Genomic DNA, 19862 nt, shown 5'->3' on the forward strand with positions numbered 1-19862 from the left:
GAGAGGTAACTGACCAATGGGTATCGAAGAGAAGCTCCCCAGCGGCGTGCTGCTGACCACCGTCGAGGGCGTCGCTGGCTACATGCGCAAGGCGTCGTTCTGGCCCGCCACCTTCGGGTTGGCCTGCTGCGCCATCGAGATGATGACCAGTGGTGGACCCAAGTACGACCTCGCGCGCTTCGGCATGGAGGTCTTCCGGGCCAGCCCGCGCCAGGCCGACCTGATGATCGTGGCCGGCCGGGTCAGCCAGAAGATGGCACCGGTCCTGCGCCAGATCTACGACCAGATGCCCAACCCCAAGTGGGTCCTCGCGATGGGCGTGTGCGCCAGCAGCGGCGGCATGTTCAACAACTACGCCGTCGTGCAGGGCGTCGACCACGTCGTGCCCGTCGACATGTACCTGCCCGGCTGTCCGCCGCGGCCCGAGATGCTGATCGACGCGATCCTCAAGCTGCACGAGCAGGTGCAGAGCACCAAGCTCGGCGTCAACCGCGCGTTGGAGATCGAGCAGCTCGAGACCGCGGCGCTGCGCGCGCTGCCGACGTCCGAGATGAGGGGACAGCTGCGGTGACAGAGTCCGATCACACCGACGAGACGCCCGAGAACCTGCCGGCCCAGTCCGGCGAGGTGCACGCCGTCGGCGTACGCCAGGGGATGTTCGGCATCCACGGCAGCGGCGACACCAGCGGGTACGGCGGGCTCACCCAGGCGATCGTCTACCCCGGCGACGCCCAGAGGCCGTACGGCGGCTGGTTCGACGAGGTGGCTGACGCCCTCGAGGAGGCCGGTCGCGACGCGGGTCTCGAGGTCGCGACGCCGCGCGTGGTGATCCACCGCGGCGAGATCACCTTCCACGTACGCCGCGAGGACCTGCCGGTCGTCGCGAAAGTGCTGCGCGACGAGCCGCGGCTGCGCTTCGAGCTCTGCTCGGGTGTCAGCGGCGTGCACTACCCCGACGACACCGGCGCCGAGCTGCACGCGGTCTACCACCTGCTCTCGATGACGCACAACCGCCGGATCCGGGTCGAGGTCACCGCACCGGACGCCGACCCCCACATCCCGTCGATCGTGGCGACCTACCCCACCAACGACTGGCACGAGCGCGAGACCTACGACATGTTCGGGATCGTCTTCGACGGTCACCCCGCTCTGACTCGCATCCTGATGCCCGACGACTGGCCGGGCCACCCCCAGCGCAAGGACTACCCGCTGGGCGGCATACCCGTGGAGTACAAGGGTGGGACGGTTCCGCCGCCCGACCAGCGGAGGTCTTACAACTGATGACTCAGGACATGTACGCAGGCGCCAACGAGACCACCGAGGGCCGGGTCTTCACCGTCACCGGCCAGGACTGGGACTCGATCGTCGACGGTCTCGCTGAAGAGGCCGACGAGCGGGTCGTCGTCAACATGGGCCCGCAGCACCCGTCGACGCACGGCGTGCTCCGGCTGATCCTCGAGCTCGAGGGCGAGACGGTGACCGAGGCCCGCTGCGGCATCGGCTACCTGCACACCGGCATCGAGAAGAACATGGAGTACCGCTCCTGGGTCCAGGGCGTCACGTTCTGCACCCGGATGGACTACCTCTCGCCGTTCTTCAACGAGATGACCTACGTGCTCGGCGTCGAGCGGCTGCTCGACATCGAGGACCAGATCCCCGAGAAGGCGCAGGTGATGCGGGTCCTCCTCATGGAGCTCAACCGGATCTCCTCACACCTGGTCTGCATCGCCACCGGCGGCATGGAGATCGGCGCCCTGACCGTGATGACGATCGGCTTCCGCGAGCGCGAGCTGGTGCTCGACCTCTTCGAGCTGATCACCGGGCTGCGCATGAACCACGCGTTCATCCGTCCCGGCGGCGTCGCCCAGGACCTGCCGCCCGGCGCGCTCGACGAGATCCGCAGCTTCATCGCCCTGATGAAGAAGCGGCTCCCTGAGTACGCCGACCTCTGCAACGCCAACCCGATCTTCAAGGCCCGCCTCGAGGGCGTCGGCCACCTCGACCTCGAGGGCTGCCTGGCGCTCGGCCTCACCGGCCCGGTGCTGCGCAGCACCGGCTACCCCTGGGACCTGCGCAAGACCCAGCCGTACTCCGGCTACGAGACCTACGACTTCGACGTGCAGACGTGGGACACGGCCGACTCCTACGGCCGGTTCCGGGTGCGCCTCGCCGAGATGTGGGAGTCGCTCAAGATCATCGAGCAGGCCGCCGACCGGCTGGCGAAGCTCGACGGCGCCCCGGTCATGGTCGCCGACAAGAAGATCGCCTGGCCCAGCCAGCTCGCTATCGGCAGCGACGGCATGGGCAACAGCCTCGACCACATCCGGCACATCATGGGTGAGTCGATGGAGGCCCTGATCCACCACTTCAAGCTGGTGACCGAGGGCTTCAAGGTGCCGACCGGACAGGCCTACGTGCCGATCGAGTCGCCGCGCGGCGAGCTCGGTGCCCACGTCGTCTCCGACGGCGGCACCCGGCCGTTCCGGGCGCACTTCCGCGACCCGTCGTTCACCAACCTCCAGGCCACGAGCGTGATGAGTGAGGGCGGCATGGTCGCCGACGTCATCGTCGCGATCGCGTCCATCGACCCCGTGATGGGAGGCGTCGACCGATGAGCCTTGCTCCGGAGACGTACGACGAGCTGCGCGCGATCGGCGCCCGCTACCCCGAGCCGCGCTCGGGCCTTCTGCCGATGCTGCACCTCGTGCAGTCGGTCGAGGGTCGAATCACCCCCGAGGGCATCGAGGCGTGCGCCGAGGTGCTGGGCATCACGGCCGCCGACGTCAGCGGCGTCGCGACGTTCTACACGATGTACAAGCGCCGCCCGGTCGGCGACTACCACGTCGGGGTCTGCACCAACACGCTCTGCGCGGTGATGGGTGGTGACGCGATCTTCCAGCGGCTCAAGGAGCACCTCGACGTCGGCAACGACGAGACGACCGAGGACGCGCCCGGGAAGAAAAGCGTCACGTTGGAGCACATCGAGTGCAACGCGGCCTGCGACTACGCGCCGGTGATGACGGTCAACTGGGAGTTCATGGACAACATGACCCCGGAGTCGGCCGTCTCCCTGGTCGACGACCTGCGCTCCGGTGCCGAGGTCCAGTCGACCCGCGGCCCGCGCATCGTCACCTGGCGTGAGGCCGAGCGGGTGCTCGCCGGCTTCCCCGACGACCTCGCCGACGACGGCCCGGCCGCCGGACCGGCGTCGCTGGTCGGGCTCGGCATCGCCCGCGAGCGCGGCTGGACCGCGCCGCACCCCGGTACCGACAGCGGCAGCGGTCGCACGGCCGACACCAAGCAGGAGGCGGTCGAGCAGGCCGACACCTCGCGCGCGGAGACCGAGACCAACCAGGAGGAGGGCAGCGATGACTGACGTGCTCACCCCGGTCCTCACCGACAACTGGGGCGACGACCGCAGCTGGACGCTGGATTCGTACGCCGCGCGCGGTGGCTACGCCGCCCTCGACAAGGCCTTCGCGATGGCGCCCGACGACGTCATCACCGAAGTCAAGGAGTCCGGCCTGCGCGGCCGCGGTGGCGCCGGCTTCCCCACCGGCATGAAGTGGGGCTTCATCCCGCAGGATGCTGCAACAGAGGCAGGACGGAAGCCGAAGTACCTCGTGGTCAACGCCGACGAGTCCGAGCCGGGCACGTGCAAGGACATCCCGCTGATGATGGCCAGCCCGCACACGCTGGTCGAAGGCGTCATCATCAGCTCCTACGCGATCCGCGCCAACCAGGCGTTCATCTACATCCGCGGCGAGGTGCTCCACGTCATCCGCCGCGTCCAGCGTGCGGTGCAGGAGGCCTACCTCGCCGGCCACCTCGGCAAGAACATCCACGGCTCGGGCTTCGACCTCGACGTGGTCGTCCACGCCGGCGCCGGCGCCTACATCTGTGGCGAGGAGACCGCCCTGCTCGAGGGGCTCGAGGGCCGCCGCGGCCAACCCCGCCTGCGCCCCCCGTTCCCTGCGGTCGCCGGCCTCTACGCCAGCCCGACCGTCATCAACAACGTCGAGTCGATCGCGTCGGTGCCGAGCATCATCGAGCACGGGCACGGCTGGTTCTCGTCGATGGGCACCGAGAAGTCCAAGGGCTTCGGGATCTTCTCGCTGTCCGGTCACGTGCAGCAGCCGGGTCAGTACGAGGCGCCACTCGGCATCACCCTGCGCACGCTGATCGACCTGGCCGGCGGCATCCGCGAGGGCCACGAGCTCAAGTTCTGGACGCCGGGTGGCTCCAGCACGCCCCTGCTGACGGCCGAGCACCTCGACATGCCGCTCGACTTCGAAGGGGTCGGCGCCGCCGGCTCCATGCTCGGGACCCGCGCCTTGCAGATCTTCGACGACACGACCTGCGTCGTACGCGCGACCCTGCGGTGGACCGAGTTCTACAAGCACGAGTCCTGCGGCAAGTGCACCCCGTGCCGTGAGGGCACGTGGTGGCTGGTGCAGACGCTCACGGCGCTGGAGAAGGGGCAGGGCAGCGAGGCCGACCTCGACCTGCTGCTCGACCAGTGCGACAACATCCTCGGCCGCTCGTTCTGCGCGCTCGCCGACGGTGCGGTCAGCCCGATCATGAGCTCGATCAAATACTTCCGCGACGAGTACGTCGCGCACCTCACCGAGGGCGGGTGTCCCTTCGACCCCGCCCGATCGACCGCCTGGGCAGGACAGGAGGTGACGGCATGACACTGGCACCCAACAACGGGGCTCCGGAGAAGACCGACCTGGTCACGCTCACCATCGACGGCGTCCAGGTCAGCGTCGCGAAGGACACCTTGGTGATCCGCGCCGCCGAGCAGGTCGGCGTCCAGATCCCACGGTTCTGCGACCACCCGCTGCTCGCGCCGGTCGGCGCCTGCCGCCAGTGCCTGGTCGACATCCCCGACGCCGGCAACGGCCGAGGGTTCCCCAAGCCGCAGGCCTCCTGCACGCTGCCGGTCGCCGAGGGCATGGTCGTCAACACCCAGGCCACCAGCCCGGTCGCCGACAAGGCGCAGCAGGGGATCATGGAGTTCCTGCTGATCAACCACCCGCTGGACTGCCCGGTCTGCGACAAGGGCGGCGAGTGCCCCCTGCAGAACCAGGCGATGTCCAACGGCCGCGGCGAGTCCCGCTTCTCCGCCGGTGGTGGGGTCAAGCGCACCTACCCCAAGCCGATCAACATCAGCGCCCAGGTGCTGCTCGACCGCGAGCGGTGCGTGCTCTGCGCCCGCTGCACCCGCTTCTCCGAGCAGATCGCCGGCGACCCGTTCATCGCCCTGATCGAGCGCGGGGCCCTTCAGCAGGTCGGCATCTACGAGCGCGAGCCGTTCGACTCGTACTTCTCGGGCAACACCATCCAGATCTGCCCGGTCGGTGCGCTGACCAGCGCCGACTACCGGTTCCGGTCCCGCCCGTTCGACCTCGTCTCCTCGCCGAGCATCGCCGAGCACGACTCGTGTGGCTCGGCGATCCGGGTCGACCACCGTCGCGGCAAGGTGATGCGCCGGCTCGCCGGCAACGACCCCGAGGTCAACGAGGAGTGGATCACCGACAAGGACCGCTTCGCGTTCCACTACGCCACCGAGGCCGACCGGCTCAGCTACCCCCAGGTGCGCGACGCTCTGCCGGACGGGGGGCGGGGCGAGCTGCGGCCCGCGTCGTGGCCCGAGGCCTTCGCCGTCGCCGCCCGCGGGCTCCAGGCGGCAGGCGCCACCGGTGTGCTGACCGGCGGCCGCATCACCGCGGAGGACGGCTACGCCTACAGCAAGTTCGCCCGGGTCGCCCTCGGCACCAACGACATCGACTTCCGCTCCCGCCCGCACTCAGCCGAGGAGGCGGCGTTCCTCGCCGCCGAGGTGGTGCTGCGCAGCACCGTGACGTACGCCGACCTGGAGACCGCGAGCACCGTTGTGCTCGTCGGGCTCGAGCCCGAGGACGAGGCCGGCACGATCTTCCTGCGGCTGCGCAAGGCGACGATGCACGGCACCACGCGGGTCGTCGCGATTGCGCCGTACGCCACGCGCGGTCTCGCCAAGATGGGCGGCCACCTGGTCCGCACCGCGCCCGGCGCCGAGCCTGCCGCGATCGAGGCGCTCGTCCAGCAGGGTGAGTACGGCGTCGACAGCACCGCCGTGATCCTCGTCGGTGAGCGGCTCGCGACGGTGCCCGGTGCACTCAGCGCCGCCGCCTCCCTGGCCGCCAAGACCGGTGCCCGGCTCGCCTGGGTCCCGCGTCGTGCCGGTGACCGCGGTGCGGTCGAGACCGGCTGCCTGCCCAACCTGCTCCCCGGTGGCCGTCCGGTCGCCGACGCCGCCGCCCGCGTCGACGCCGCCGCCGACTGGGGTGTCGCCCACCTGCCCGAGAGCGTCGGCCGCGACGCCGACGCGATCGTCGCCGCCCTAGGGTCCGGTGAGCTCGGAGGACTGGTCATCGGTGGCGTCGATCCCGACGACACCAGCGACCCGGCCGCGACCCGCGCCGCCATCGCGGCCGCGTCGTTCGTCGTGGCGCTCGAGCTGCGCGAGACCGACGTGACCCGGGCCGCCGACGTGGTCTTCCCGGTCGCGCCGACGGTCGACAAGTCCGGAATCTTCGTCACCTGGGAGGGCCGTCCGCGCAGCTTCGACGCGGTCTTCTCCAGCCCGAGCTCGCTGCCCGACCTGCGCATCCTGGCCGGCATCGCCGAGGAGCTGGGCCGCCCGCTCGGGTTCCGCACCATCGTCGAGGCGCGGGCCGAGATGGAGGAGATGGGTCCGTGGGACGGCGACCGCGCCGTACTCACTGGGTTCGAGGCTCGCTCCGCTCGCCCCTCAACCACCGATGGCCTCGCGATCTCGACGTGGAAGCTGCTCGTCGACAACGGCTCGATGCAGGACGGCGACAAGGCCTACCGCGCCACCGGTCGTGGACCGGTCGCGCGCGTCTCGACCACGACGTACGACGCTCACGGGCCGACCGTCACCCTCACCGGCGACCGTGGGTCGGTGACGCTGCCGGCGGAGCCGGCCGACCTCGACGACGACGTCGTCTGGCTGCCGGCCAACTCGTTCGGCAACGGCGTGCTGGCCGATCTGGCCTCGCCTGGCAGCCGGGTCTCGATCGCGAAGGGATCCGACGCATGAACCTCCCGATGATCGCGACGGCCGACACCGACCTGTCGGACTTCGGGCACGACGTCTGGTGGGTCATCCTCATCAAGACCCTCATGATCTTCGTGATCCTGGTGCTGCTCACGCTCTTCAACATCTGGTGGGAGCGCCGCGTGGTGGCTCGCATGCAGCACCGCATCGGCCCCAACGTGCACGGCCCCTTCGGCCTGCTGCAGTCGCTCGCCGACGGCGTGAAGCTGGCGCTCAAGGAGGACCTCACCCCCAAGGCCGCCGACAAGCTGGTCTTCCTGATCGCGCCGGTCCTCGCGACGGTGCCGGCCTTCGTGACCTTCGCGGTGATCCCGTTCGGCCCCGAGGTGAACTTCTTCGGCCAGGAGACGCCGCTCCAGCTGACCGACATGCCGGTCGCGGTCCTCTTCGTGATGGCGATCGCGTCCATCGGCATCTACGGCATCGTGCTCGGTGGCTGGTCCAGCGGCTCGACGTACTCCCTGCTCGGCGGCCTGCGCTCGAGCGCCCAGATGATCTCCTACGAGGTCGCGATGGGCCTCGCCCTGGTCGCGGTCTTCCTGTACGCCGGCTCGATGTCGACGTCCGAGATCGTCAAGGCCCAGGACGACCTGTGGTTCGGGCTGATCCTCGCGCCGTCGTTCGTCATCTACTGCATCGCGATGGTCGGCGAGACCAACCGCGCCCCCTTCGACCTCCCGGAGGCCGAAGGCGAGCTGGTGGGTGGCTTCCACACCGAGTACAGCTCGCTGAAGTTCGCGCTCTTCTTCCTCGCCGAGTACATCAACATGGCGACGGTCTCCGCGCTCGCGACCACGCTCTTCCTGGGCGGGTGGCACGCGCCGTTCTGGATCGACCGCGTCTGGGCCGGCGCCAACGAGGGCTACGTCCCGGTGATCTGGTTCTTCGGCAAGGTCCTCTTCTTCATCTTCGTCTTCATCTGGCTGCGCGGCTCGCTGCCGCGACTGCGCTACGACCAGTTCATGGCGTTCGGCTGGAAGCGGCTGATCCCGATCGCACTGGTGTGGATCGTCGCCGTCGCGACCATCCGCTCGATCTCGCTCGAGGGTGGCATCGACCGGAAGTGGCTGCTGATCGGCATCGGCGTCCTCGCGGTGATCTTCCTGGTCCTCTTCTTCATCGGGGAGTCGGAGGACGAGTCCGAGACCGCCGAGGCCGTCGCGACGCCGGGCGGGTTCCCGGTGCCGCCGATGCCTGCCGGCGGTGCGGTCCGCGGTGCCGCCCAGCCGCTCACGTTCAGCAGCCCGAGCTCCACCGTCTCCGGAGGGGAAGCCTGATGGCCAAGCCGACGTCACAGTCGAAGTCCATGAAGGAGCAGCTCTGGGACCCCGTCGCGGGTTTCGGGGTCACGTTCCGCACGATGTTCAAGAAGGTCGTCACCGAGCAGTACCCCTTCGAGAAGCTGCCGACCGCGCCCCGCTTCCATGGTCGGCACCAGCTCAACCGCTGGCCCGACGGACTCGAGAAGTGCATCGGCTGCGAGCTGTGCGCCTGGGCCTGCCCGGCCGACGCGATCTACGTCGAGGGAGCGTCCAACGACGACGACGCCAACGGCGAGGGCCGCTTCAGCCCCGGTGAGCGCTACGGCCGCGTCTACCAGATCAACTACCTGCGCTGCATCCTCTGCGGCCTGTGCATCGAAGCCTGCCCGACCCGGGCGCTGACGATGACCAACGAGTACGAGCTGGCCGACAACAACCGCGCGGACCTGATCTACGAGAAGTCCGACCTGCTGGCCCCGCTGCTGCCCGGCATGGAGCAGCCGCCGCACGCGATGCTCCTCGGCGACGACGAGGGCGCCTACTACCGCGGGGAGTTCTCTGCGCCCGCGCCGACGCAGGGTGGTGACGCCTGATGGTGGCCTTCTGGATCCTCGCGCCGATCATGGTGATCGCGGCCCTCGGCATCCTCTTCGTCCGCAAGGCCGTGCACGCCGCGCTGCTGCTGGCGGTCGTGATGATCTCGCTGGCGATCCTGTACGCCGCCCTCGAGGCGCCGTTCCTCTTCGCGGTGCAGATCATCGTCTACACCGGCGCGATCCTGATGCTGTTCCTCTTCGTGCTGATGCTCGTCGGCGTCGACGCCTCCGACTCGGTGGTCGAGACGATCCGCGGCCAGCGGGCGCTCGCGATCGTCGGCGGCATCGCGCTGGGCACGGTGCTGATCGTCGGCCTCGGCCAGATCTCGCTGGGTACGGCGGTCGGCCTGGACGACGCGAACGCCAACGGGAACATCCAGGCTCTCGCGGACATCCTGTTCTCCCGCTACGTCTTCGCGTTCGAGACCACCAGCGCCCTGCTCATCACCGCTGCGGTCGGCGCGATGGTGCTCGCCCACCGCGAGCGGCTCACCCCGAAGGCGCGTCAGCCCGAGCTCGCCGCCCAGCGGATCAGGGACTACGCGGAGTCGGGCAAGCACCCCGGCCCGCTGCCCACTCCGGGCGTCTACGCCCGCCACAACGCGGTCGACACCCCGGCCCTGCTGCCCGACGGCACCGCCGCCCCGTCCTCCGTGTCTCGCGTCCTGGTGGCCCGAGGCACCATCCGATCGGCGCCTGCGACCGCCGACGCGATCGAGGAGATCGAGAAGCAGATCGGCTGGTCGCCGCACGCCGGCGGCGCGCCTTCCGCGCCCGCCTCGACCACCGAGGAAGCACCCGCGACGGGAGGCGGCGACCAGTGAACATCCAGGCGTACGTCGTACTGTCCGCGATCCTCTTCACCATCGGCTGCGTCGGGGTCCTCACCCGCCGCAACGCCATCGTGGTGTTCATGTGCGTCGAGCTGATGCTCAACGCCTCCAACCTCGCTCTGGTCGCCTTCGCCAAGCAGCACGGCAACCTCGACGGCCAGATCGCCGCCTTCTTCGTGATGGTGGTGGCCGCGGCCGAGGTCGTGGTCGGGCTCGCGATCATCATGACCATCTTCCGGACCCGGCGGTCGGCCTCGGTCGACGACGCCAGCCTGCTGAAGTTCTAGGGGCCTGACTGATGATTGCTCTGCACGGAGGGTCCTCGATCCCTGTGGTCGACCCGACCTCCGCCGAAGGTGTCTTCGGCCTGCTCTGGCTGGTGATCGCGCTGCCGCTGGCCGGCGCCGCGGTCCTGCTCATCGGCGGGAGGTTCACCGACAAGTGGGGGCACCTGCTCGGCACGCTGCTGCCGATCGGGTCGTTCGCGATCTCGCTGGCGATGTTCATCTCGCTGCTCGGCCGCGCGGACGACGACCGTCAGGTGGTCCAGAACCTCTACACCTGGTTCGAGACCGGCAACCTCGACGTGGGCATGGACCTGCTCTACGACCCGCTGTCGGCGCTCTTCCTGCTGCTGATCACCGGCGTCGGATCGCTGATCCACGTCTACTCGATCGGCTACATGGCGCACGACCCCCGCCGTCGCCGGTTCTTCGGCTACCTGAACCTCTTCGTCGCGGCCATGCTGATGCTGGTCCTCTCGGAGAACTACCTCGGCCTCTTCCTCGGCTGGGAGGGCGTCGGCCTGGCGTCGTACCTGCTGATCGGCTTCTGGCAGCACAAGCCGACCGCAGCAGCCGCCGCCAAGAAGGCCTTCGTGATCAACCGCGTTGGCGACATGGGGCTGTCGCTCGCGATCATGCTCTTCTTCATCACCTTCGGCTCGACCAGCTTCACGGTGATCAGCGCCGGAGCCGGTGACGCGTCGTCGACCACGGTGACGATCCTCGGCCTGCTGCTCCTGCTCGGCGCCTGTGGCAAGTCCGCCCAGTTCCCCTTGCAGGCCTGGCTCCTGGACGCGATGGAGGGCCCGACCCCGGTCTCGGCGCTCATCCACGCGGCGACCATGGTGACCGCCGGTGTCTACCTGGTCGTGCGCTCCAACTTCATCTTCGACCTCGCCCCGCACGCGCAGACCGCCGTGGTGGTCGTGGCTGTGATCTCCATCTTCTGGGGAGCCTGGATCGGCTGCGCGAAGGACGACATCAAGAAGGCGCTGGCCGGATCGACGATGAGCCAGATCGGCTACATGATGCTGGCCGCCGGCCTCGGCGTCGCGGGCTACGCGTTCGCGATCTTCCACCTGCTGATGCACGGCTTCTTCAAGGCCAACATGTTCCTCGGTGCCGGCTCGGTGATGCACGGCATGGACGACGACGTCGACATGCGCCACTACGGCGCCGTACGCAAGGCGATGCCGGTCACCTACCTGACCTTCGCGATGGGCTACCTCGCGATCATCGGGTTCCCGGGCTTCTCCGGCTTCTGGTCGAAGGACAAGATCATCGAGACGGCGCTGGCCGACAACTGGCTGGTCGGCCTCTGCGCGCTGGCCGGCGCCGGTGTCACCGGCTTCTACATGACCCGGCTGATGCTGATGACGTTCTTCGGCGAGAAGCGATGGGAGAAGGACGTCCACCCGCACGAGTCGCCCTCGGTGATGACCGTGCCGCTGATGGTGCTCGCGGCCCTGTCCGTGCTCGGTGGCGTGGTCCTGATCGGCGACTGGATCGTCGACTTCCTCGCCCCGGTCGTCGGCACAGCGCCGCACGAGGACCCACCGATCCCGGCACTCGGCGTCACGCTCCTCGCGTTGTGCGTGGTCGCGGTGGGCGTCGCCCTGGCCTGGCTCCTGGTCGGCAAGCGCGACGTGCCCCGCGAGGCTCCGCAGGACGTCTCGTTCGTGACCCGCGCAGGCCGTGAGGAGCTCTACGGCAACACGATCAACGACACCCTCGTGGTCAACCCGAGCAGGAACCTCACCACGGCGCTGCTCGCCACCGACAAGCACGCCGTCGACGGCGTGCTCACCGGCGGCCCGATCGCGGTCGGGTTGTTCGCCGGGTTCGCCCGACGCGTGCAGAACGGCTACGTCCGCTCGTACGCCCTGTCCATCCTCGTCGGCGCGCTGATCGTCGCCCTCGCTCTCCTGGCGGTGAACCTCGCATGACTGACGTCCCCTGGCTGACCGTGCTGATCGTCGTGCCGCTCGTCGGCGCGCTGGTCACGGCGCTCCTGCCCAAGGCGACCCGGGAGACCGCGCTGCCCAAGCAGGTCGCGCTTGCCTTCGCGCTCCTCACTGCCGCTGTCGGCATCGCGATCGCGACGCAGTACAGCAACGGCGACGGCGACGGCATGCAGCTCACTGAGACGCACAACTGGATCGAGCCGCTCGGCGTCCACTACGCGCTCGGCGTCGACGGACTCGGCCTGATGATGATCCTGCTGACCGTCGCGCTCGTCCCGGTCGTCTTCGTGGCGTCATGGCACGAGGCCGACGGTCGCAACCCGGCGGCGTTCTTCGCCTGGGCGCTGGCGCTCCAGGCCTTCGCGCTCTGCGTCTTCGCCGCGACCGACGTCTTCCTCTTCTACGTCGTCTTCGAGGCCACGCTGATCCCGGCGTACTTCCTCATCGGTGGCTTCGGCAAGGAGGGGCGCGGCAACGCCGCCCTGAAGTTCCTGATGTACCAGCTCGGCGGCGGCCTGGTGCTGCTCGCCGCGGTGATCGGGCTCTACGTCGTCTCCGCTGATGCGGGCTCTCCGTCGTACCTGCTCTCCGACCTGCAGCAGCTCGACATGAGCACGACCTGGGAGCGCTGGCTCTTCGTCGGCTTCATGATCGCGTTCATCGTGAAGGCGCCGCTCTTCCCGCTGCACACCTGGCTGGCCGACACCACCGAGAAGGCGACGCCCGGCACGAGCGTGCTGCTGGTCTGCATCCTCGACAAGATCGGCACCTTCGGGATGCTGCGCTTCTGTCTGGGCATCTTCCCGGGTGCCTCGGAGTGGGCGACGCCGGTCGTCATGACGCTGGCGCTGATCTCGATCGTGTACGGCGCGTTCCTCGCCATCGGCCAGGACGACATCCTGCGCCTGATCGGTCTGACGTCGCTCAGCCACTTCGGCTTCATCACGCTCGGCATCTTCGCGCTGACCACTCAGGGCGGCTCCGGCTCGATCCTCTACATGGTCAACCACGGCGTCGGGACGGCCGCGCTGTTCCTGATCGCGGGCTACCTGATCAAGCGCAAGGGCACCTCGCTGATCAGCGAGATCACCGGCGTCGAGAAGCGCGCGCCCGTCCTCGCCGGGCTCTTCCTGATCGCGGGTCTGGCCACCCTGGGCCTGCCCGGCCTGAGCCAGTTCGTCTCCGAGATCCTGGTGATGATCGCGGCCTTCGACTACCACTGGTGGGTCGGTGCCGTGTCCGTCACGGGCATCGTGCTCGCCGCCGTCTACGTGCTCTGGCTCTACCAGCGCACGATGACCGGTCCGGCGGTCCCCGCGGACGAGGGCATGCGTGATCTCGACCGGCGTGAGCTGATCGCCGTCGTGCCCCTGATCGCCGCCCTGGTCTTCTTCGGCTTCTTCCCGCAGCCGATGCTCGACGCCGTCAACCCGACCGTCGACTCGCTGCTCCAGCACGTCGGGGTGACCGACGACCCGCCGACCGTACCCGCGGCCGAGGAAGGTGCTCACTGATGGACTTCGTCAAGCCCACCATCGAGTACGCCGACATCTGGCCCCTCATCCTCGTCTTCGGCGTCGCCTGCGTCGGCGTGGTCGTTGAGGCGTTCGTCCCGCGTGCGCACCGCTTCCTGGTGCAGACCGTGCTCGCCGGCGCCGGCATCGTCGCTGCCCTGGTCGGCACGGTGATGGTCGCCCGCGACCTGACCGTGCACGGTGACGGCGCTGCCCGCGGAGCGGTCGACGTCGAGGGCACCATCGCCGTCGACGGCCCGGCCGTCTTCTTCTGGGGACTCATCCTGATCGTCGCGCTCGGCGGCGTACTCCTCTTCGCTGAGCGCCGACTCGAGGGCGGGGTGTCGGCGTTCGCCGGCCAGGCCGCCGCGCTGCCCGGCACCGAGGCCGAGCGCCAGGCGTCCAAGAGCGGCCTCGAGCACACCGAGATCTACCCGCTGCTCATGTTCGCCGTGTTCGGCATGATGCTCTTCCCGTCGGCCAACGACCTGCTGACGCTCTTCGTCGCTCTCGAGGTGCTGTCGCTGCCGCTCTACCTGCTCTGCGGGCTGGCCCGGCGGCGCCGGCTGCTCAGCCAGGAGGCGGCACTCAAGTACTTCCTGCTCGGCGCCTTCTCCTCCGGCTTCTTCCTGTACGGCGTCGCCCTGGTCTACGGCTTCGCCGGCTCGATGCAGTACGCCGAGATCAACGAGGCGGTCCGCAACGACCTGACCAACCAGTCGCTCCTGCTGATCGGTATCGGCATGCTGTCGGTCGGCCTGCTCTTCAAGGTCGGCGCGGCGCCGTTCCACTCGTGGACCCCCGACGTCTACCAGGGCGCGCCGACGCCGGTCACCGCGTTCATGGCGGCCGGCACCAAGATCGCGGCCTTCGGTGCGATCCTTCGCCTCTTCTACGTCGCCTTCGGCTCGGAGCGCTGGACCTGGCAGCCGATGCTGTGGGTCATCGCGATCCTGACGATGGTCGTGGGCGCGGTGCTCGCGGTCGTCCAGACCGACATGAAGCGGATGCTCGCCTACTCCTCGATCGCGCACACGGGCTTCCTGCTCACCGGCGTCCTCGGCGTCCAGCAGGCCACGGAGCTGTCCGACGGCGAGGTCACCTCGATGCAGGCCGTGCTCTTCTACCTGACGACGTACGGCTTCGCGATGCTCGGCGCCTTCGCCGTGGTCACCCTGGTGCGCGACTCGTCGGGCGAGGCGTCGACGTTCGCCCGCTGGCAGGGACTCGGTCGCCGCTCCCCGCTGGTGGCCGGTCTGTTCGCGTTCTTCCTGCTGTCGATGGCCGGCATCCCGCTGACCGCCGGCTTCGTGGGCAAGTGGGCGGTCTTCACGGTCGCCTTGTCGGCCGGCGCCTGGCCGGTCGTGGTCGCCGCCATCCTGTGCAGCATCGTCGCCGTCTTCTTCTACGTCCGGGTGATCGTGCTGATGTTCTTCGTCGACGTCGCACCCGACTCGGGCGAGCTCGCCAGCGTCGCGAGGCCGTCGTTGCTGACCTCCGCGACGATCGCCGTCGGCCTCGCCGCGACGGTCCTCCTGGGCGTCGTACCCGGCCCGGTTCTCACCTTGGCGGACCATGCTGGACAATTCCTCAGGTGACGTCCGGATCTGCCGCTCTCGCACTCCCCGTCGGCGACGACGCGCTCGCAGCACGGCTGCATGAGCGCTTGGCGCTGGTCGAGGAGGCGCTGGCCGGGCACGTCCGCAGCCGGGCCGCGTTCGTGACCGAGACCGCCAGTCACCTGATGGAGGCCGGCGGCAAGCGGTTCCGGCCGCTGTTGGTGCTGCTCGCCGCCGAGGTGGGGGACCGTCCGGACTCCGACGAGGTCATCACGGCCGCGTGCGTGGTCGAGCTGACGCACCTCGCCTCGCTCTACCACGACGACGTGATGGACGAGGCCGACTTGCGGCGGGGTGCGGTCGCCGCGCACACGCGCTGGGGCAACCACGTCGCGATCCTCACTGGCGACTTCCTCTTCTCGAAGTCCTCCGAGCTGACCGCCGAGCTCGGCGGCGACGCGGTCCGGATCCAGGCGCAGACCTTCACCCGGCTCGTCGAGGGCCAGATCCTCGAGACCGTCGCCCCGCAGCCGGGGGAGGACCCCCTGGAGCACTACCTCGAGGTCGTCGCCGGCAAGACCGGCTCGCTGATCGCCACTTCCGCCCGCTACGGCGCCCGCTTCGGCGGTGCCTCCCGCGAAGTCGAGGAGGCGCTGACGGCGTACGGCGAGATCGTCGGCTGCGCCTTCCAGCTCTCCGATGACATCCTCGACATCGCCTCCGACTCCGGCGAGTCCGGGAAGACGCCTGGCACCGACCTGCGCGAGGGAGTCCCCACGCTTCCGGTGCTGATGGCTCAGGCGTCCACCGACCCCGCCGACGCTCGCCTGCTCGAGCTCCTCGCCGGCGAGCTGACCGACGACGACCTCCACGCAGAGGCGCTCGGCCTCCTCCGCAAGCACCCGGCCCTCGACCAGGCCCGCGCGTACGTCGTCGCCCGCGCCACCGAGGCCAAGCAGCACCTCGCCGCCGTACCCCAGGGGCCGGTCCGCGCCGCCCTCGAGGCGTTCGCCGACATCGTCGCCACTCGCTCTGCCTGATCTGGCGCGGGACGTCATACGAACAGTGGCGCGGGACGCACTATCCGTATGACGTCCTGAGGTCAGCTGAGCTCGACCAACGCCGCAGACCGCTCCCACAGACCGTCGATGACCGCCTGGTCGCTGGCCTGCCTCCTCTCGCGCCCGTCGGCCTTGAAGCGGTCGAAGTACCGCCCGTTGACCTCCGGGTCGGGGCCGCGCTCGGCGAGGGCGATCAGGGGCGCCGCGCCGTCGGGGACGCTGATCGTCGCCCATCGCTTGAGCGGTGAGCGGTAGGCGAGACCGACCAGCCACGAGTCGCGGCCGAACGAGCTGCCCACCGGTCCGGGGTGGACGGCGACCGAGACCACGCCGTCGTCGGACCACCGCTGGGCGATGCCGCGGGTGAAGACGATGTTCATCAGCTTGCCGGTGCCGTACGCCGGGAACTCGAACGCCCGGCGGTGCTCGTAGTCGAGGTCGTCGAGCACGATCTTGCCCATCAGGTTGCCTACGCTCGAGGTGTTGACGACCAGTGACTGGCCGGCGGCAGTGAGCTGGGGACGGAGCAGGTTCGTGAGCAGGTACGGCGCCAGGTGGTTGATCTGGAAGTTGGGCTCGTGCCCGTCGCGGGTCTTCGCGGCAGGCGCGAAGGTCCCGCCGGCGTTGTTCATCAGCACGTCGAGCGTCTCGACCCGCTCGCCGACCTGCGCGGCGAGGCGACGAACGTCGTCCAAACGGGAGAAGTCGGCGATCAGCGGTTCGGTGCCCACTGCCTCGGCGACCGGCCGGAGCTTGTCGGCCGACCGTCCGGTCACGTGGACGGTCGCGCCCCGGGCGGCCAGCGCCCGGGCGGTCTCGGCCCCGATCCCGTCACTCGCCCCGGTCACGAGGACCGTACGGCCCGCCATCGTCTGATCGCTCATGCGCCGAGCGTAGGCGAGGTGCCTACGCGGCGGTGGTGGCCTCGACCGCCAGCCGCAGCTGCCGCCGCCGGTGGTTGACGGCTTCGACGGTGAAGATCACCAGCGCGATCCAGACCAGCACGAAGCCGGCCCAGCGGCCCACGGGCATGTCCTCGTGGAACCACAGCACGCCGAGGGCGAACTGGAGGATCGGGGCGAGGTACTGCAGCAGCCCGAGGGTCACCATGGGGACCCGGGTGGCTGCGGCGCCGAAGCAGATCAGTGGGATGGCGGTGATGATGCCGGTGGTCATGAAGAGCAGCGAGTGGCCGAGCCCGTGGTTGGCGAAGTTGGAGCCGCCGGTCGCGCCGAGCCAACCGACGTACGCGAGCGCGAACGGTGCGATCACGGCTGTCTCGTAGGTCAGGCTGTCGGTCGCACCGACGTTGGCGGTCTTCTTGCAGAGCCCGTAGCTGCCAAAGGTGAAGGCCAGCACCAGCGCGACGTACGGCAGCCGTCCGTAGTCCAGGGTCAGGACGATGACCGCGGTCGTCGCGATGCCCATCGCGACCCACTGCAGCGGCCGCAGCCGCTCGTGCAGGATCACCACGCCCATCAGCACGGTCACCAACGGGTTGATGAAGTAGCCGAGTGAGGTCTCGACGACGCGGCCGTTGTTGACGCCCCAGATGTAGGTCGCCCAGTTGACGCTGATGACGAAGGCGGCGACGGTCAGCAGCAGCCGCACCCGCCGGTCGCGCCAGATCGCGCGCAGCTGCGGGCCACGCCGGAGCAGCAGCATGAGCACGAACATCGTGATGCAGGACCACAGCACCCGGTGGGCCAGGATCTCGAACGCTCCGGCCGGCTCGAGCAGCGGCCAGTAGAGCGGGAAGAGTCCCCACATCGCGTACGCCGCGACCCCGAAGAGCAATCCGCGACGGGCGTCTGGCACGCGCTCAGGATAGGTGGGTGGTTAGGGCTTGCCGCCAATGGGTATGCAGCCGGGTGCGTTGACACACGCTGTGCAGATCACAAAAGGGTCCCCGCTCTCGGGCGGGGACCCTTTGTGTGTTGGTGCGTCAGTGACTGGGTCTCGACACGCCGGTCGCGACCTCGTCCCGCTAGACGACCGTCCAGGTGTCGCCGCCGCCGATGAGCTTCGCGAGCCGTTCGCTCGGGCTGCCTGGTGTGGCCTGCCGTGCGGAGGCGATCTGACCGCGGGCGCCGTCGTCGTAGGTCGGGCGTTCGACTTGGCGGAAGATCCCGATCGGGGACTGGTTGAGGTAGCCGGAGTCGGTCAGTCGTGAGATGGCGAAGGCCATGGTGGGGTCGGGGTTGTGCGCGTTGTGGACGAGGATGGCGTCCTCGCCGACATCGGCCACCTCGACGACCTTCACGCCACCGGTCTCGCTGTCGCGGATCAGGCCCTTGGACCCCTCCCCAGAAGACGACGGAGTGCCGAACCGGATCGGCTCGCCGTGCACGAGCGGGATGATGGCGTCGGCTTTGGTGTCGGGGTTCTTGATGGCGTCGAATGCGCCGTCGTTGAAGATGGGGCAGTTCTGGTAGATCTCGACGATCGAGGTGCCGCGGTGGGCGGCTGCGGCGGACAGCACGGAGGTGAGGTGCTTGCGGTCGGAGTCGATGGTGCGGGCCACGAACGACCCTTCGGCGCCGAGGGCGAGGGAGACGGGGTTGAACGGGTGGTCGAGTGAGCCCATGGGGGTGGATTTGGTGATCTTGCCGGCCTCGGAGGTGGGGGAGTACTGGCCTTTGGTGAGGCCGTAGATCCGGTTGTTGAAGAGCAGGATCGTCATGTTGACGTTGCGGCGCAGGGCGTGGATGAGGTGGTTGCCGCCGATGGAGAGGGCGTCGCCGTCACCGGTGACGACCCAGACCGAGAGGTCCTCGCGGGCGGTGGCGATGCCGGTCGCGATCGACGGCGCGCGGCCGTGGATGGAGTGCATGCCGTAGGTGTCGAGGTAGTAGGGGAACCGCGACGAGCAGCCGATGCCGGAGACGAAGACGATGTTCTCGCGGCGCAGTCCGAGCTGGGGCAGGAACCCCTGGACGGCTTTGAGCACGGCGTAGTCGCCGCAGCCGGGGCACCAGCGGACCTCCTGGTCGGAGGTGTACTCCTTGCCGGTCTGGGGCTGGTCGTTGGTCGGGACCAGCTCGACTCCTGATCGCAGGCCGGGGAAGGGCAGGTTCTCGGCAGCTGTTGACGTGGTGGTCACTTGCTCGCCTCCTCGGCGATGGGGGCGGGGGTGAGGTCGACGGTGATGCCCTCGGCTTCGGCGACGAGGCCGCCGATGGCTTCGGCGAGGGCGGCGGCCTTGATGGGCATGCCGTTGACCTGGTTGTAGCCGATGGCGTCGACGAGGTACTTCGCGCGGATGAGCAGCGAGAGCTGGCCGAGGTTCATCTCGGGGACGAGGATCTTGTCGTACCTGTTGAGGATCTCGCCGAGGTCCTTCGGGAACGGGTTGAGGTGGCGCAGGTGCACTTGGGCGACCTGGTAGCCGGCCTTGCGGACCCGGCGGCAGCCGGCGCCGATCGGGCCGTAGGTGGAGCCCCAGCCGATCACGAGGACCTTCGCCGTGCCTGCTCCGGGGGGGCCGGAGGGGTCGTCGACGACCAGTGGCGGGAGCGAGTCGGCGATCCGGTCGACCTTCGCCTGCCGGGTCCGGACCATCAGGTCGTGGTTGGCTGGGTCGTAGGAGATGTTGCCGTGACCCTCGCCCTTCTCGAGGCCGCCGATGCGGTGCTCGAGGCCGGGGGTGCCGGGGATGGC

Annotated in this window: 17 protein-coding genes and 1 pseudogene; 14 read left to right on the forward strand and 4 right to left on the reverse strand. The window is 69.2% G+C overall.

Features of this window, described 5'->3' with window-relative positions; all coding sequences use genetic code 11:
- Positions 1–16 precede the first annotated feature (16 nt).
- Genes ABEA33_RS00660 through ABEA33_RS00725 form a run of 14 tightly spaced genes read left to right on the forward strand, consistent with a single transcriptional unit; the run spans position 17 to position 16181 of the window.
- Positions 17–571 carry a NuoB/complex I 20 kDa subunit family protein gene (locus ABEA33_RS00660; protein ID WP_345524580.1) on the forward strand — a complete coding sequence of 185 codons (555 nt, stop codon included), beginning with the start codon at positions 17–19 and terminating at the stop codon, positions 569–571.
- Entirely contained in the window at positions 568–1281 is a 714-nt protein-coding gene (locus ABEA33_RS00665; RefSeq protein WP_425577275.1) for an NADH-quinone oxidoreductase subunit C, read from the forward strand. The genes ABEA33_RS00660 and ABEA33_RS00665 overlap by 4 nt, the downstream gene beginning before the upstream one ends.
- Complete coding sequence (locus ABEA33_RS00670; RefSeq protein WP_345524581.1) at positions 1281–2615, forward strand: NADH-quinone oxidoreductase subunit D; 1335 nt, start codon at positions 1281–1283, stop codon at positions 2613–2615. The genes ABEA33_RS00665 and ABEA33_RS00670 overlap by 1 nt, the downstream gene beginning before the upstream one ends.
- The gene (gene nuoE / locus ABEA33_RS00675; protein ID WP_345524582.1) at positions 2612–3376 is read left to right on the forward strand and encodes an NADH-quinone oxidoreductase subunit NuoE; all 765 of its coding nucleotides are present in this window, start codon (positions 2612–2614) and stop codon (positions 3374–3376) included. Before ABEA33_RS00670 ends, nuoE begins: the two co-directional genes overlap by 4 nt.
- Positions 3369–4694 carry an NADH-quinone oxidoreductase subunit NuoF gene (gene nuoF, locus ABEA33_RS00680; RefSeq protein WP_345524583.1) on the forward strand — a complete coding sequence of 442 codons (1326 nt, stop codon included), beginning with the start codon at positions 3369–3371 and terminating at the stop codon, positions 4692–4694. The genes nuoE and nuoF overlap by 8 nt, the downstream gene beginning before the upstream one ends.
- Entirely contained in the window at positions 4691–7111 is a 2421-nt protein-coding gene (locus ABEA33_RS00685) for an NADH-quinone oxidoreductase subunit G (RefSeq protein WP_345524584.1), read from the forward strand. Before nuoF ends, ABEA33_RS00685 begins: the two co-directional genes overlap by 4 nt.
- Positions 7108–8406 carry an NADH-quinone oxidoreductase subunit NuoH gene (gene nuoH / locus ABEA33_RS00690; RefSeq protein ID WP_345524585.1) on the forward strand — a complete coding sequence of 433 codons (1299 nt, stop codon included), beginning with the start codon at positions 7108–7110 and terminating at the stop codon, positions 8404–8406. The genes ABEA33_RS00685 and nuoH overlap by 4 nt, the downstream gene beginning before the upstream one ends.
- Positions 8406–8984: an NADH-quinone oxidoreductase subunit NuoI gene (gene nuoI, locus ABEA33_RS00695; RefSeq protein ID WP_345524586.1), complete on the forward strand. Its 579-nt coding sequence runs from the start codon at positions 8406–8408 to the stop codon at positions 8982–8984. Before nuoH ends, nuoI begins: the two co-directional genes overlap by 1 nt.
- On the forward strand, positions 8984–9811 hold the full coding sequence (locus tag ABEA33_RS00700; RefSeq protein ID WP_345524587.1) for an NADH-quinone oxidoreductase subunit J: 828 nt from the start codon (positions 8984–8986) through the stop codon (positions 9809–9811). The genes nuoI and ABEA33_RS00700 overlap by 1 nt, the downstream gene beginning before the upstream one ends.
- Positions 9808–10107 (forward strand): NADH-quinone oxidoreductase subunit NuoK, encoded by a 300-nt coding sequence (nuoK, locus tag ABEA33_RS00705; RefSeq protein WP_345520812.1) that lies wholly within the window; start codon positions 9808–9810, stop codon positions 10105–10107. The genes ABEA33_RS00700 and nuoK overlap by 4 nt, the downstream gene beginning before the upstream one ends.
- Before the next feature lie 11 nt (positions 10108–10118).
- Positions 10119–12050 carry an NADH-quinone oxidoreductase subunit L gene (gene nuoL, locus ABEA33_RS00710; RefSeq protein ID WP_345524588.1) on the forward strand — a complete coding sequence of 644 codons (1932 nt, stop codon included), beginning with the start codon at positions 10119–10121 and terminating at the stop codon, positions 12048–12050.
- Positions 12047–13582: an NADH-quinone oxidoreductase subunit M gene (locus ABEA33_RS00715; RefSeq protein WP_345524589.1), complete on the forward strand. Its 1536-nt coding sequence runs from the start codon at positions 12047–12049 to the stop codon at positions 13580–13582. Before nuoL ends, ABEA33_RS00715 begins: the two co-directional genes overlap by 4 nt.
- Positions 13582–15180 (forward strand): NADH-quinone oxidoreductase subunit NuoN, encoded by a 1599-nt coding sequence (gene nuoN / locus ABEA33_RS00720; protein WP_345524590.1) that lies wholly within the window; start codon positions 13582–13584, stop codon positions 15178–15180. The genes ABEA33_RS00715 and nuoN overlap by 1 nt, the downstream gene beginning before the upstream one ends.
- Positions 15177–16181, forward strand: coding sequence for a polyprenyl synthetase family protein (locus ABEA33_RS00725; RefSeq protein ID WP_345524591.1), 1005 nt, complete (start codon positions 15177–15179; stop codon positions 16179–16181). The genes nuoN and ABEA33_RS00725 overlap by 4 nt, the downstream gene beginning before the upstream one ends.
- Before the next feature lie 62 nt (positions 16182–16243).
- Here ABEA33_RS00725 and ABEA33_RS00730 read toward each other — a convergent pair whose 3' ends face one another.
- The 4 genes and pseudogenes from ABEA33_RS00730 to ABEA33_RS00745 form a co-directional block, all read right to left on the reverse strand.
- Positions 16244–17086: an SDR family NAD(P)-dependent oxidoreductase gene (locus tag ABEA33_RS00730; RefSeq protein WP_345524592.1), complete on the reverse strand. Its 843-nt coding sequence runs from the start codon at positions 17084–17086 to the stop codon at positions 16244–16246.
- A 22-nt stretch (positions 17087–17108) separates the two neighbouring features.
- Complete coding sequence (rarD, locus tag ABEA33_RS00735; protein WP_345524593.1) at positions 17109–18020, reverse strand: EamA family transporter RarD; 912 nt, start codon at positions 18018–18020, stop codon at positions 17109–17111.
- A 169-nt stretch (positions 18021–18189) separates the two neighbouring features.
- Positions 18190–19305, reverse strand: coding sequence for a 2-oxoacid:ferredoxin oxidoreductase subunit beta (locus ABEA33_RS00740; protein WP_425577276.1), 1116 nt, complete (start codon positions 19303–19305; stop codon positions 18190–18192).
- Positions 19302–19862: pseudogene (locus tag ABEA33_RS00745) on the reverse strand (2-oxoacid:acceptor oxidoreductase subunit alpha); the annotation flags it as partial. The gene ABEA33_RS00740 and the pseudogene ABEA33_RS00745, both read right to left, overlap by 4 nt.

It is taken from the genome of Nocardioides endophyticus, assembly GCF_039543845.1.
Lineage (GTDB): Bacteria > Actinomycetota > Actinomycetes > Propionibacteriales > Nocardioidaceae > Nocardioides > Nocardioides endophyticus.